At 60.6% G+C, this 13909-nt stretch carries 15 protein-coding genes; 4 read left to right on the forward strand and 11 right to left on the reverse strand.

Annotated features, from left to right (window positions below; all coding sequences use genetic code 11):
- Nucleotides 1–32: 32 nt before the first annotated feature.
- From ACD578_RS28640 to ACD578_RS28660, 5 genes are all read right to left on the reverse strand, one after another.
- Nucleotides 33–863: a hypothetical protein gene (locus ACD578_RS28640; protein ID WP_404294258.1), complete on the reverse strand. Its 831-nt coding sequence runs from the start codon at nucleotides 861–863 to the stop codon at nucleotides 33–35.
- A 32-nt stretch (nucleotides 864–895) separates the two neighbouring features.
- Nucleotides 896–1975, reverse strand: a complete 1080-nt coding sequence (locus tag ACD578_RS28645; RefSeq protein ID WP_404294261.1) for an IS630 family transposase — start codon at nucleotides 1973–1975, stop codon at nucleotides 896–898.
- Nucleotides 1976–2187: 212 nt separating this feature from the next.
- Nucleotides 2188–3543, reverse strand: a complete 1356-nt coding sequence (locus ACD578_RS28650; protein ID WP_404294262.1) for an IS1380 family transposase — start codon at nucleotides 3541–3543, stop codon at nucleotides 2188–2190.
- Between the two features lie 77 nt (nucleotides 3544–3620).
- Complete coding sequence (locus ACD578_RS28655; RefSeq protein ID WP_404294264.1) at nucleotides 3621–4118, reverse strand: hypothetical protein; 498 nt, start codon at nucleotides 4116–4118, stop codon at nucleotides 3621–3623.
- A gap of 204 nt (nucleotides 4119–4322) precedes the next feature.
- Nucleotides 4323–5924, reverse strand: a complete 1602-nt coding sequence (locus tag ACD578_RS28660) for an amidohydrolase family protein (protein ID WP_404294266.1) — start codon at nucleotides 5922–5924, stop codon at nucleotides 4323–4325.
- Nucleotides 5925–6041: 117 nt separating this feature from the next.
- On the opposite strand from ACD578_RS28660, the gene ACD578_RS28665 reads away from it, so the two are divergent.
- A complete protein-coding gene (locus tag ACD578_RS28665) occupies nucleotides 6042–7076 on the forward strand; it encodes an IS630 family transposase (RefSeq protein ID WP_404295511.1) in 1035 nt (344 codons plus the stop codon).
- 142 nt (nucleotides 7077–7218) lie between these two features.
- Here ACD578_RS28665 and ACD578_RS28670 read toward each other — a convergent pair whose 3' ends face one another.
- Complete coding sequence (locus ACD578_RS28670) at nucleotides 7219–7884, reverse strand: hypothetical protein (protein ID WP_404294268.1); 666 nt, start codon at nucleotides 7882–7884, stop codon at nucleotides 7219–7221.
- 3 nt (nucleotides 7885–7887) lie between these two features.
- A complete protein-coding gene (locus ACD578_RS28675; RefSeq protein ID WP_404294269.1) occupies nucleotides 7888–8286 on the reverse strand; it encodes a hypothetical protein in 399 nt (132 codons plus the stop codon).
- A gap of 501 nt (nucleotides 8287–8787) precedes the next feature.
- Between ACD578_RS28675 and ACD578_RS28680 the strand changes: the two genes are divergently transcribed.
- The 3 genes from ACD578_RS28680 (at nucleotide 8788) to ACD578_RS28690 (ending at nucleotide 12290) form a co-directional block, all read left to right on the forward strand.
- The gene (locus ACD578_RS28680; protein ID WP_404294270.1) at nucleotides 8788–9024 is read left to right on the forward strand and encodes a transposase; all 237 of its coding nucleotides are present in this window, start codon (nucleotides 8788–8790) and stop codon (nucleotides 9022–9024) included.
- Nucleotides 9025–9282: 258 nt separating this feature from the next.
- Nucleotides 9283–10362 (forward strand): IS630 family transposase, encoded by a 1080-nt coding sequence (locus ACD578_RS28685; protein ID WP_404294272.1) that lies wholly within the window; start codon nucleotides 9283–9285, stop codon nucleotides 10360–10362.
- Between the two features lie 709 nt (nucleotides 10363–11071).
- Nucleotides 11072–12290 (forward strand): IS3 family transposase gene (locus ACD578_RS28690; RefSeq protein ID WP_404294274.1). Its coding sequence is split into 2 segments (ribosomal slippage): nucleotides 11072–11415 and nucleotides 11414–12290, totalling 1221 coding nucleotides; the frame shifts between segments, so codons are not numbered across the junction.
- On the opposite strand, the gene ACD578_RS28695 is transcribed toward ACD578_RS28690, so the two are convergent.
- The 4 genes from ACD578_RS28695 to ACD578_RS28710 form a co-directional block, all read right to left on the reverse strand.
- Complete coding sequence (locus tag ACD578_RS28695; protein ID WP_404294276.1) at nucleotides 12245–12748, reverse strand: hypothetical protein; 504 nt, start codon at nucleotides 12746–12748, stop codon at nucleotides 12245–12247. The two genes, ACD578_RS28690 and ACD578_RS28695, sit on opposite strands and share 46 nt — an antisense overlap.
- Before the next feature lie 14 nt (nucleotides 12749–12762).
- Complete coding sequence (locus ACD578_RS28700) at nucleotides 12763–12987, reverse strand: hypothetical protein (RefSeq protein ID WP_404294277.1); 225 nt, start codon at nucleotides 12985–12987, stop codon at nucleotides 12763–12765.
- A 151-nt stretch (nucleotides 12988–13138) separates the two neighbouring features.
- Complete coding sequence (locus ACD578_RS28705; protein ID WP_404294279.1) at nucleotides 13139–13423, reverse strand: hypothetical protein; 285 nt, start codon at nucleotides 13421–13423, stop codon at nucleotides 13139–13141.
- A 123-nt stretch (nucleotides 13424–13546) separates the two neighbouring features.
- Nucleotides 13547–13900, reverse strand: coding sequence for a hypothetical protein (locus ACD578_RS28710; protein ID WP_404294281.1), 354 nt, complete (start codon nucleotides 13898–13900; stop codon nucleotides 13547–13549).
- Between the last annotated feature and the right edge of the window lie 9 nt (nucleotides 13901–13909).

The raw sequence follows: 13909 nt of genomic DNA on the forward strand, positions 1-13909 counted from the left end.
TGCTCGCACGCAAGAACGCCGATCGGGTCGGGTCATTGTCTTGGTGGCGGTACGGACTGAAGCACCTGCTTTCGCGCGACGTCGGTCGAAGGTGCGTTACAGGCAGGCCGATTGTAGATCCCGCTTCGGCGGCAGACCTCCGGAGTGGAACCTTGCAGATCCCCGGCTTCACACGCGATGCACATCCGGAATATGGCCGCCTCGAGCTGGAGTGAATAGTCCAGCGACGACACCGCTGGGTCGGAAGGCTGAAAGAGCTGCCCTCCTCTGATGTTCTGGAACCAGGTATCCACGTGAGATTTGACGAGCACGGAATCGTAGAGCCTGGACATATCGAAGCGGCCGTCCAAGATCCCGATCGAAGCACGCGGAGTTCTCGCGCCGGCGTGACAGGACAGACAGGACGATCGAATGTTGTCGGCGGGGCCATTGGCTCGCCCCATGAAGCCCATGGTTGGCCGGCTGCGCCAGCCATAGGTTATCCCGCGAAGTTCCGTGTTGATCCAACCTTGTTGGATCGATGCGTCATAGACACCGGGATCGTTGCCCCACTGCAGGGTGACGGGGACCAGATTGTCGAAAAGCTTGTCTCCTTTGGGCGGACCCTTCCAGACGAAGGTACCAAACACCCAGCCGGTCTCCCTCGACCTGCCGTCCTTGACGGCGATATCGACCTGCAGAAGCCGCACGGAAGATAGTTTTCGATCGCTCGCCGGATGCCCGGCACTCCCCGACCCAGGTGGATCGATATAGGCGTCGTACTCCGGCGCATCCTTCAGGTAAGTCACCTGATCGGTGGCGGCGTCGGTGAACAGGAACTTGATCGACGCCGTATCGGCGGGGAACCTGACAGAGACCGGCAAAGACGGATTGCACGGCTGCGCAAAGACATCTCCTAGTGTTGTGACTCTAACGCTTGTTTCGCACGGGCGACTTTTTCCAGGATAGCCGAGGCCGGGGCTGTCCAGACAAAGGGTCTAGGGTCGGCATTGTGGTGCTCCAGGTAGTCTATGATCGCGCTCTCCAGCGCGGGCACGCTCGTGAAGGCGCCCCGCCGGATGCGCTCCTGCGTGATCAGCGCAAAGAAGCGCTCGACCAAGTTGAGCCACGAAGCCGAGGTCGGCGTGAAGTGCAGGTGGAAGCGCGGATGCTTCTCGAGCCAAGCCTTCACCTTCGGGTGCTTGTGGGTCGCATAATTGTCCACGATCAGGTGCAGGTCGAGGCGCTTGTCCGTGTTCCGATCGATGACACGCAGGAAGCGCAGAAACTCCTGATGGCGATGGCGCTTCATGCAGGTGCCCAGGACCGTGCCGGTCGCCACATCCAGAGCCGCAAACAAGGTTGTGGTCCCGTGGCGTTTATAGTCGTGGGTCATGGTCCCGAGCCGCCCCTTCTTCAGCGGCAGACCGGGCTGGGTGCGGTCGAGCGCCTGAATCTGGCTCTTCTCGTCGACCGCGAGAACCAGGGCCTTGTCCGGCGGATCGAGGTAGAGGCCAACCACGTCCTGGACTTTCTCGACGAAGCGCTTGTCGGTGGACAACTTGAACGTCTTGATCAGGTGCGGCTTGAGACCGTGCGCGTGCCAGATCCGCTGCACGCTGGTGTGGGACAGGCCTGTCACAGCGGCCATGGAGCGCACGCTCCAGTGGGTCGCTCGCGGCGGCTTCTCGTGCAGGGTCATGTCGAGCACGCGCTGGATCACCGCTGCCGTGAGGGGCTTGCGCCCCGGCGGGCGAGACGCGTCCTTGAGAAGCCCCTCCACGCCCGCCTGCGCATAGCGGCGGCGCCAGCGCCGCACGGTCAGAGTGCTCGTGCCGACGCGAGCAGCCACCTCGGTGGCGCGCAGGCCCTCACCCGTCAGCAGAACAATCCGAGCACGCCAGACGACCTTCTGGGGTGTGTTGCGGTCGCGGACCAGGGTCTCCAGGCGATCCCGATCAGCGGCCGGAACCTCAATGCGTTCGATCTTGCCCATCCGAGCAACATCGCACGTCAGACCCGATTTCGGAATCTCCCGTCAGTGACAGAACACTAGCCCACCCTATTCATGAGACATGTTGATGTCTTCCGTTCTGGACTGCGATCGCAGGGGCTCGTTGCGTCTGTTTCATCGCGATGAGGTCTGGAACATGGGGAACGCGTTGGCAGGAAATGGATGGGCTGATGGGGCGATCGTGGCCCCGCCGTTCATGGCGACGCCGTCCGCGGCCGAGGGGCGAGAGCCCAAACAAGACGGCCGAAGAGGTCGGCTTCGGGGCAGCAGGACGCGTAGGCCAAGCGGATGCGGCTCGCCGTTTCCTGCACCCGCACGGCGATCTTGAGCAGGCGAAGCCGTAGGGTCGCGAACTCGGCTTTGGCGAGATCGCGCGCAGCCGGGATGGCCTCCCGCACCGCCAGCATCAGCCAGTAGGCGGCCGTGTGCAGCACGAGCCGAACCTGGTTGGCCACCGCCCGGCGGCACGAGGTCCGGTCGGAAGCAAGTTGCGCTTTGTGGAACTTGATCCAGTTCTCCGCCTGGCCGCGGGCACAATACAGGCTCTCGTAGACCACCCGTGGGCTGGTTCCCCTGAGGTTGGTGACGACAAAGCGGATGTCGAGGCCCAGGCGGGTGGCCTCGATGCGGGCGACCACCCGGCGCTCGCACGTCCAGCTCCTGGCTTGGTGCTTCGTCTCGGCAAAGCCACGAACAACCTCGCAGTCTTCCACCGCCCTTTGAGTGCGCACCGCATCCGCCACGTCCTGAACTTTGGCGGTGAGCGGCTTCGTGCCAGCCAGCCCGAACAGATAGCTGAGGCCGTTCTGCTCGCAGAAGTCCATGACTTCGGGACGGGCATAGTGACTGTCACCCCGGATGGTGATGCGTGTCGTCGGCCAACGGGTGCGGATGCGCCGCACCAGCCGGCGCAGATGAGCCCGCACCTCCAGGCCCGAAGGTGTTTTGCCGGGCCGCAGCACGATGGCAACAGGACGGCCGGTGGCGCTGTCGTAGACATGGATCGGCAGAAAGCAGCGCTCGTCATAGTGGGCGTTGAACAGCGAGAGCTGCTGGTGCCCATGCACCACGTCGCAGGTGTCGTCGACGTCCAGCACGACCCCATCCGGCACGGTGGCATAGCTTTCCATCCACTGATCCACCAGAGCATAGGTCAACCGGATGGCATCGCGGATCGTCGGAGCGTTCTCCAGGCGCGAGAGGGTCGGCTGCGAGGCGAGGTCGGCTCCGCTCTCCGGCAAGTGCCCGCAGGCGAGCTTGAACGCCGGATCGGAGCGCAGCGGGCCGAAGTCGTTGCAGTCCTCATAGCCGCACGCGATGGCGAAGATGCGGGCGCGGATCATGTCTGGGATCACGTGCGTCACGCGGCCTGGATCTCGGCGATCGGGGATGAAGCGCGCCAGCCGCTCGGCGATTCCAAGCCGGCGCTCGGCCTGGGCCAGGAGCATGACGCCGCCGTCCGACGACAAGCGCCCGCCGTCGAAAGCAGCGGTGATCTTCTTGCGGGACACGGCTGGAAACGGGAACGTCGCAGTTGTATCGTCCTGCATGGCGGGTGTGGCAGCCTTGAAGGGGTGGCAGGGGTTAGTCTCAGCAACCAAATCCTACGCTGCTTCAAGTGCTTAAGCTACACCCGCCAGCCTTCTCCAGCCACCTCGTGCATAAGAGCGGCTAGAACGGTCGCGCCCGCTCGATTGTAGAAGCCGAGTGCCCAGACCTGATAACCATCGGGGTTCGTTTCGGATAGGTCACCCGGATCGGGGCCGCGTTCCTTGGTCAGTCCCATGAGGGGTTCGCGTCCGGCGTTGGTATAGTCGAGCCATTGCGAGATCCACCACTCTTCCTGGCCGGTTCCGACCAATCCGCGGTCTTTGATCTGGAAGGCTGTTTTGGCGGTCCCCAGTACGGCATTCATGTATTCGGCGGGCTGAGTTCGAAAATTGAACGCTTCCCACGGCTGTCGATCGACGGGGTTGGGGTACTGGGCCGGGTAATCCTGTCGCCACTTGGCGGAAGGAACACCGTTTGCTTCCATGGTGCTGGCGTGAAAATCCGGACAGGCTGCTGCTTGAGCCTGTTGCCAAGCGAGCATCGCCAGCGCGAACGAAAGCACTGCACGTTTCATGACGCGCTCCCCTCGCTCGTGATCTGCCATCTCCGACGCCCCTGGCCGTGGCAGATCACGAGCACCACACAACTAGCCTTATTACGAGTATTACGGCATAGTGAAGAGAATTACGCCCCATTTCTACTCGGTCGTCTTAAGGATAACAGTAATCAGCATAAAGCAAATAGCAATTGTCTTCAAGCTCAACGTTGAGGAAGCGCCTTAGAGCGCTTCCCTGAGCCAGTCTGGGATATTCATATTGTCCTTGAGGCGCAGTCTAAATTGGCCGTCATCAAATTCAGTGATCGGATCAAGACGCATTGGATCCACGTCGCCGCGGCCGATTTTCCTCTTACCTGCCATCAGCTCCATTGCGTAGTCCTCATCCATGTCGAGGTGGATGACGTACCGATGCGAAACGCCTGACAAGAGTTCGTGCTGTGGAAGAAACCGCTCGGCCAAGTCGGGCAGATGCTCCAGCGCATAGCTCAGCGTGGATATTGCAGTGCCAAGGGGCATCCCATCGAGCGGATGGCCCTGGTCGCGAATATCCAGAACCATGTCCTGTCCGCCAACCCGCAACATTTCGACACCGGGCGTTCCGGGATCGAGAACCGTTGCGCGGCCGGCACGTGGTCTGCCGTCGATCAACACTGCAGTGATGTCGCGTTCGGTAGCCTCGACAAGCTGCGCGTAAGGATCCTTAGAAATACCATCGAGCACCAGTAGGTCGGCGACTTTCCCGATTTCAATGGTCCCAAGGACATTGCCCCATCCCATCATCGTTGCCGGGGTGCTTGTCACCATGCGGGCCAGTTCCCTATCTGGAAATAGATGCCCATGATTGTCGCTGAACAGCCTTGCTATCTTCAGCTCTCCGAGCAGATTCTTTGTCCCGCTTGGCCCCCAATCTGAACCGAGCGCAATCGGAACGCCCGATTGGGCCGCAACGACGACATCCGTGGTTGCGCCGTAAAGAAGCAGGTTGCTCAGTGGCGACCACACAATACCAGCACTATGGCTCATGCGTGCCATCTGTTCAGGGTTGAGCGCAGTCGCATGAATGCCGATGAGGTTTGCTCCTATTAGATATTCGCCATTCGGCTTTTTAAGAGACTCGAAAAAGCCGCGGGAATAGTCGTCGGTGCCTTCTGACAGGTGGAGCAGGAACGGCTTTGTCAGGTCGCCAACGATCGGCCCGTATATCTCTTCTGCTTGGCTATAAGTTTTGAAGTCGCCGATTCTATCTTGCGCAGCTGGCCACGAGTTGTCGTCGGGAAGCTCAACATTCCTGACCAAGCCCGCGTAGGCAGCCTTTTCATTGGTGCCCATCGTCGTGATGGACAGACCTTGCGTTGTGGTCACCCCTCCGAGCAAGGCTCGGCACTCCACAAAGCGCACGACTGCTCGCGCGTTATTCGATAACGGATCATGGGTGAGCAATGCAGCAGGATTCTTGACGAATCGCCGATAGGTCTCAGCCCCTTGCCACTGCTGGCGGCGAGCGTAGTGCGCTGGCACGGTCCAGAGTGGGATGGCGTTATAGGCGGGGTGATTGTGAAGCTCAAATAGACCGGGATAGATCGTACCTCGAAGGTTGATCTGTCTCTCGCCCAAGAACGGCGCTGGCAGCGCTTGATCGCTCGCAGCACAATGGGCAATTCGTTTGCCCTCGATCGCTAGGACACCATCGTCAATGACGGTGAAGTCGTGATCCATAGTGACAATGCGTCCGCGAAGGACGAGACGGATCGGGGGCGAACTCTCCTTGAGACTGTCCGTCTTCCATGAAAGTTCACGCGTCTCCTCGCGAAACCATGCCATGATGTCCTCCGCACTATTCCCAGATCGAGAACGATACCATCGTAGAGGGCCTCATTGCACTATTGATCCGGCCCTCATTGTCTTGAAGGAGTCTCAGATAGCTCCAGTTTGATCGGCATGAAGCACGTGGACATGCGCAAGCTGCCTGCGGCGGCCCAAGAGGAGCGTCGGCGGCAAGTGATTGGGCTGCGGCAGCGCGGGCTGACCTACGGAGCGATCGCGAAGCAGGTTGGGCTCTCGCCGACCGGAGTGTTCGACATCTGCAAGCGGTTCGCGGCGGAGGGCGCGAAGGGATTGGTGAGTAAGCCGCGCGGGCGCAAGCCGGATGAGCAGCGGCTACTGAATGCGGCCCAGGAGGCAGCGGTGCGATGGCTGATCTGCCGGCATACGCCGGACGAGTTGGACTTGCCGTTTGCCTTGTGGAGCCGGGCGGCGGTGCGCGAGCTGATCCGGCAGCGCTGCGGGGTCGTGCTGGCCATACGGACTGTGGGCAAATACCTGGCGCGCTGGGGCTTTACGGCCCAGAAGCCGTTGCGGCGCGCTTATGAACAGAACCCAGCCGCAGTGCGGTGCTGGCTGCGACGGGAGTACCCGGCTATCGTGGCGGCGGCCCGCCGGGCGCACGGCACCATCTTCTGGGGCGACGAAACCGGTCTGCGCTCGGATGACGTGCGCGGTCGCGGCTACGCGCCGCGGGGCCGGACGCCGGTGGTCCGGGTCTGCCATCGGCGGGCCGGGCTGAGCCTGATCTCTGCCGTGAGCAACCGCGGCGCATTGCGCTGGATGGTTCTTGATGGGGCAGTGAACGCCGCGGCCTTGATCCGCTTCCTCCAGCGCCTGATCCGGGACATCCGGCGCAAGGTGTTCTTGATTCTGGATCGGCTGCAGGTGCACCGGGCCGGCCAGATCCGCGACTGGCTGGCCGCGCACAGGACCAAGATCGAGGTCTTCTACCTGCCTGCCTACAGTCCGGAACTGAACCCGGACGAGGGCCTGAACGCCGACCTGAAGCAGGCCGTCACCCGCAAGGCGCCCGTGCGCAGCAAACAGCAGCTCAAGCGGGCGACCGTCAGCCACATGCGCAGGCTGTCCAAATTGCCTGCGCGCGTCAGAAGCTACTTCCACCATAAACCAGTCCGCTATGCCGCATGATCCAAGATCAAGACAATGAGGGCCGGATCAATAACTCCGTGAGGCACAATCCATAGCGTGTGTACCGGCTTGGGCAACGACTAGATCGCGCGGCTTGCAAGGTTGATACAACAGAGCTGTCGTCATCAGCTTAGAGGAGCCCCTATTTGCACATGAGTTCAATCGGCTGAGAGGTTGCCGGAAGCTTGAGTTCCTGCTTCGAGGCAGTCGTTAATTTGAGGTCAGTCCATGCTCCCTCGATCAAGAGCGGACCTGCGGGCGCGGTTGTACCAGGAGAACCGGGGATGTTAATGCTAACAGCGGCTTGCGGTGCTGCAGCGGACATAGCCCAGGTTATGAGGCCAACCACCAGCGCGGCGAGGCCGATTAAGCCCATCCAAGCCTGCAAGTTCAGCGGTCTGGTCACCGGCTCTGTAGACCACGGAGGCTCACCAATTTGCTCACGCCCCTCGGCTCGCTTGTAGATCCTGCTAATCGAATAAAAGCCAGCCCACATACTGATTACTTGCGCGACAACGGCCACACCAAATGCAAAGATCGGAAGTGAAGCCCAAGGAAGTCCACTTGTGCGCGCGAACTGGACGAAGGTTCCCGTCGCCACCAGCATTGCAATGCTGATGGTCAAAATCATCTTTCCTGTCTCGACTGCGAGCTTGACTGCTTCTCGTTTATCCTCAGGGGTACGAAGAGCTTCGAGCCGTTTCTTGGCTTCTGCTAAGTACGCATCCCGCTCCGGATCAGTAGCTCCGAGTCCGGTTCGGGCGCCATTGAGCGCTGTGATCGCGAGTGAAGCGTCAAAAGCGGCCATTATCTAACTCCACAAGAAGACGGCACTCAGTTCACTCCATAGCCCCTCGATCGCTCTCAGAACCTCGTGAGACGAAACCGGCTCGCCGCTCTTGCTGCCCCTAAGCTCATCGAGGATCCTGTCGAGACTCTTTAGGACGTCTTCTGAAAAGTCAGGAATAGCCCTCGTTGCATTAGGTAGTGGCAAATCGCCTTCTGGCATAAGGGGGAAATGGCCCATATAGGGGCGCAGTATCATCTGATCGTATAGCGTGAGTAGAATAAGGGCTGCATCCGGCCGCAAATTCACGCCCCTGCCGACTTGGCGGATCAGGGTGCCCTTTATGTTGGCCAGCAAACCTTGTCCTCCAGCATCATAAGACGTGAGCAAGGCCATGTAGCGATTAGCAAGGGCTTCATCCATTCCAGTGGGACTGGCACCTGCTGAGCTAGCTCCAACTCCTCCTGCCATTTGACGACTCCCGAGTTCTGACTGGTGTGCCGAAACCGTATTCGGTGAATTGCACGTGCTGCAAAACAGGTTCCGTGATCACCTATTTCTTGAATGTTCTTCAATCGCAAGAAAGCAGATTTACTTATTAAAAGTTGTCCAAATGATCCTTAAGAGTGATGATCCACCTTGTTGCACGGATCGGCAGGGTTAGTACCTGGAGTCGGTACGATAGGAGATCGGGCTCCTTTTCGTGCTCTCGGATGTCCGCGGTGTACTTCTAGGCTAACGCCTGTCGCCGTTACCATATTCCGAGGCCGCGACACCTGGTGACAAACTGGGCGGAGTACGATGCGGGTCTGCGTCAGAGGGGCGGTCTGACAATCTGGTTGATCGACCGAGCCACTGCGGCGTGGCAGGCTGAGCCTCGCCGACGTGAGGCGGTCAGCCCGTTATTCGGCCCTGGCGATCGAGATGGCACTAACGCTGCGGGCGGTGTTGCGGCTGGCGCTGCGCCAAACTGATGGGCTGATCGGCTCAATCCTCCACCTCTGCGGTCCGAATCTGGTTGTTCCGGATCGCTCGACCCTAAACCCTCGAGCCGAGACTCTGGACGTCCCTCGGCCAAGTCACCACGTTGGGCCTGTACATCTTCGGGTCGATTGTTGCGGAGCATGTTTGCTTGAGATTCCCGATTTTGGAGGAGCATAGACATCTTGGCTTGAGACTCTGAGGATTTGGGATCTGAAGTTACCTGCCCATGGAAGGTGGCTTCGGAAATTCCCCTGCCCTGCTCGATCCCGGCGAACGCGATGCACTGCTTAGCAGTGATGCGCGATCAAACGCCCCGATGGATTGTTGCCCCACCAAGCTCACTCCGCTCCAATTTCAGACGACGTTTGTGAGCCGCTAGTGTTCTGTCACTGACGAGCGATTCCGAAATTCGATCCGACGTGCGATCCTGCTCTGATGGGCAAGATCGAACGCATTGAGGTTCCCGCCGCTGATCGGGATCGCTTGGAGAGCTTGGTCGGTGACCGCAACACGCCCCAGAAGGTCGTCTGGCGGGCTCGGATCGTTTTGCTGACGGGCGAGGGCCTGCGTGCCACCGAGGTGGCTGCCCGCGTTGGCACGAGCCTTCTAACGATGCGGCGCTGGCGCCGCCGCTATGCGCAGGCGGGCGTCGACGGGCTTCTCAAGGACGCCACCCGCCCGCCAGGGCGCAAGCCCCTGACCGCAGCGGTGATCCAGCGGGTTGTCGCCATGACCCTGCATGAGAAGCCGCCGCGAGCGACCCAGTGGAGCGTGCGCTCGATGGCCGCTGTCACAGGCCTGTCCCACACCAGCGTGCAGCGGATCTGGCACGCGCACGGTCTCAAGCCGCACCTGATCAAGACGTTCAAGTTGTCCACCGACAAGCGCTTCGTCGAGAAAGTCCAGGACGTGGTTGGCCTCTACCTCGATCCGCCGGACAAGGCCCTGGTTCTCGCGGTCGACGAGAAGAGCCAGATTCAGGCGCTCGACCGCACCCAGCCCGGTCTGCCGCTGAAGAAGGGGCGGCTCGGGACCATGACCCACGACTATAAACGCCACGGGACCACAACCTTGTTTGCGGCTCTGGATGTGGCGACCGGCACGGTCCTGGGCACCTGCATGAAGCGCCATCGCCATCAGGAGTTTCTGCGCTTCCTGCGTGTCATCGATCGGAACACGGACAAGCGCCTCGACCTGCACCTGATCGTGGACAATTATGCGACCCACAAGCACCCGAAGGTGAAGGCTTGGCTCGAGAAGCATCCGCGCTTCCACCTGCACTTCACGCCGACCTCGGCCTCATGGCTCAACCAAGTTGAGCGGTTCTTTGCCCTGATCACGCAGGAGCGCATTCGGCGGGGCGCCTTCACGAGCGTGCCCGATCTGGAGAGTGCGATCATGGACTACCTGGAGCACCACAATGCGGATCCCAAACCCTTTGTCTGGACGGCCCCGGCCTCGGCTATCCTGGAAAAGGTCGCCCGTGCGAAACAAGCGTTAGAGTCACAACACTAGGTTATTGAATCAAATTTCTTGGGTGCCCGGGGCCTTCCCTCACACTCTGAGCAACCGATTCAAAGCCACGTGCACTCGTTATAAAAACCCGTAGTAATGGGGAGAGAGCCGGGTGGGATAGGGGCACCCAGCCGGCACGGACACTTGCTAATCCCTTGGAAACGGTTACGGTCCGCGCAGTCTCAACGAGCTCAAGGCTTCGCATGACGCGCAAGGATCTGGTGGCTGCCTATGGACGGGTAGGGCTTGCAATCGCAGCATTCGCCCTCGTCGCTGGTATCATTGCGGCACCCATTCTCCCGAAGTTGGGGCCCTCTCCTGTGGTCGCATCAAAGCCCCAGGATGAGCCAACTTTCCGCCCCCAGATCACACCAGCGAGCATAAAGATAAACTAGCTGACGCATGCGTCGTTAGACATCGGCAGCTATGAACGCGTCCGGCTCATTGCGCCACCTCGGGGACTTCAACCCCCACCAGCCGAATGACCATCAGGTTGTCACCCTCAGTCCACTTTGGGGAGGCCTTCAGGGCTGCGGCCTGCTCCTCCTCCTCGTCACTGGCCACGAGGATCACATGCCACTTGCCCGTATCCTTCGGAGCATTTTCCTCCAGGACTTCAAGCCGTCTGATGATGCTACGTTGGAGTAGCCCCCGAATTGACCGGACACGATCTCCCACTTCGCTAAGAGATAGGAGTAGTGTTAGGCCTATGACTGGTTCTTCCCCCAAGATCGAGGTCCTTGACGGACCGCAACGCCGCCGCCACTGGACCGCCTCTGAGAAGCTTTCCATCGTCCAGGAGACCTACGAACCTGATGCCACGGTGAGCTTGGTCGCCCGCCGGCATGGGGTGGCCCCCAACCAGCTCTTCCGCTGGCGCAAGCTTGCTGCCCAAGGAGCGCTGACCGCCACCAGCGCTCAGGAAGAGGTGGTGGCCGCCTCCGAGTACCGCGCCCTGCAGAACCAGATCCGCGAGCTGCAGCGCCTGCTCGGTAAGAAGACGCTTGAGGCCGAGATCCTCAAGGAGGCGCTGGAGGTCGCCACCGGGCCAAAAAGCAGCTGTTGCGCTCGCTGTCGTGGCCCAAGGGCACTTCGCGATGAGCGCCGTCTGCTCTACCCTTCAGGTCGCCCGTTCTAACATCGCCGAGCAGTTGGCAGGGCGGCCCACACAGCGCCGGGGCCGTGCTCCTCGGCCGGACGAGGACCTGGTGGCGGCAATCAAGGCCATCATCGGCAGCCTGCCGACCTATGGCTACCGCCGCGTGCACGCTCTTCTGGTCCGCCAGGCCCGCGAGCAGGGCCAACCGCTTCCCAACCACAAGCGCGTCTACCGGGTCATGAAGGCTCACGGTCTCCTGCTGCAGCGCCATGCCGGCGGGGCCGAGGCGCGCCGGCACGACGGGCGCGTGGCCGTGGAGGGCTCCAACCTGCGCTGGTGCTCGGACGGGTTCGAGATCGGCTGTGACAATGGTGAGAAGGTGCGGGTGGCGTTTGCCCTCGACTGCTGTGACCGGGAGGTGCTGGGGCATGTGGCCACAACCGAGGGGATCAAGGGCGAGGACGTGCAGGACCTGATGATCACCGCGGTCGAGTACCGCTTCGGGCCGGTGAACCAACTGCCAGAGACCATCGAATGGCTCTCCGACAACGGCTCGAGTTACATCGCCCATGAGACGAAGAGCCTGGCACGAGAGATGGGCCTCGAGCCGAGGACCACACCCGTGCGGAGCCCACAGAGCAATGGCATGGCGGAAGCCTTCGTGCATACGATCAAGCGCGATTACGTCCGGGTCAGCCCGATCCCGGATGCCCGGACGGTGATGGAGAGCCTGCCGTTGTGGTTCGAGCACTACAACAGCCTTCACCCGCACAAGGCGCTCGGTTATCGTTCCCCGCGTGAGTTCATTGCCTCACGCAAACCGGGATGATCCTGTCCGATCTTTCGGGGGCAACAAGAACGGTTCTCCTTGAGGTCTTGGAATGGTTTGGCCCCATCCGGCCCGAAATAGGCTATGGCGCGATATTTCTTCGATTGCAGCCTGGAAAAGACTTCCGCTTCCGCATGCAGGCGCTCGCGGGTCCGGTGATAGCTGTCCTTCATCGACTTCTCGTCTGGATCCTCTCCTTCGGCCGACAGGCGGGTGCCGCCCTCGCCACCGAAGCCTCCAGGGTTGCGTGCCCATGCGATGATGTCCCGTACCTGATGAAAGTCGGCTAGGACGTCCTCAGCCAGTTCGATTTTCCTTTTCCCTACAGTTTCAGGAAGCCACTTGTGGTAGCCCTTCACGGCGATGTCGGCGTCAACAACCGCAGCTCCGGCAGTTCCAACAGGTGCTTTCCCTGCGATCCAAGTGAAGACGGCGTCGGTCCAAGCCCAGACGGTCATCAGGGTTCTCCACCTTATGCAACTTGGAACGCTCGCCGGGCTCGTTCTCGGATCTCGTCCAGCTCGTCTTGCAGGGAATTGAGTTGTCCCTCCACCTCCTCGAAGGAACTGCACTCCGGCGTGACGAACAGACGTCCATCCTCACCCCGGGTGTAGCGTAGGAGGGCAACTCTGACGGATGCCGGATTGTCTGGGGTGCCGGGCTGGATTTCCAACTCAAAGGCTCCGAACACGTGCATGGACTCGTCTCCTCGTGGTTTCAGTTCTCTACCAGTTCCGAACCGCTCCCGGACCGGTGGGGAAGGCGCCACCTCCTCCCATCAATGTCAGTCTCCAAGCGTAATCTCATCCCCGCCCGCGTCAGCGGATGGCGGGGTATGGTGAAGCGGTTCAATTGTGCCGGGATTGCTCCCCAGAAAGAAAGTCGACAAGCTCATCCGCTATCTGGGTATTGATCCTGTCCTTCTCGGCCTCGTCCATGTTCTCCATGGCCTCTGATATGAAACGAGTAACGGCCTCGAACTCGTCCACAACTATCTCATAGGGTGGTTCCAGACCCCGGAGAGTGAACTCGGACTCGATGTCCGCTCTTTGAGGGTTGCGGACTTCATGGGGGTAGGTGACCCAAGCGCATGAGGGCGACCCATTCTCCACGGAGCTCGTCTGTGGGGACATTCTCAAGGCTCCTCCCCCGGCTGGCATAATCCTGAACCAACGGCATCCGGCCTTCGGCAAGCCAGGAGTGAAATCCGGCCTTAACCTCATTGTCGTTTAAATGAATGCCCCTTGCTGTGCAGGTCAGTTGATCTTCTTGGCTGCTGTCGTGGAGGATGGTGGTGTCCCCACCTTGTGGGAGGCCTCCAACATTATCTTCACACCGCCAAATAGCTTCTGGATCACCGTCTCCGCGTACGGCAGCCCTGCATCGAATGCGCCTCGGTTCGTCTCCAAGAGACCACCGAGCATTTCTCCAAGGATTGTCTCGAGACGGTTCCTGACTCCGTCCAGTGTCAATCCATGATGACGCGCCGCCACTGCTTCCAAGTTTCCGGCGACGTTCAGAAGGAGGTGCTCAAGCACGAGGATCCGAGCTGTGACATTCTCCGGGGTTAATGGTCCCTGGTTGAAGGGGGTGCCTGTTTGCTCGCTCATCTTGTGTTC

This window comes from Microvirga sp. RSM25 (genome assembly GCF_044784385.1).
Lineage (GTDB): Bacteria > Pseudomonadota > Alphaproteobacteria > Rhizobiales > Beijerinckiaceae > Microvirga > Microvirga tunisiensis.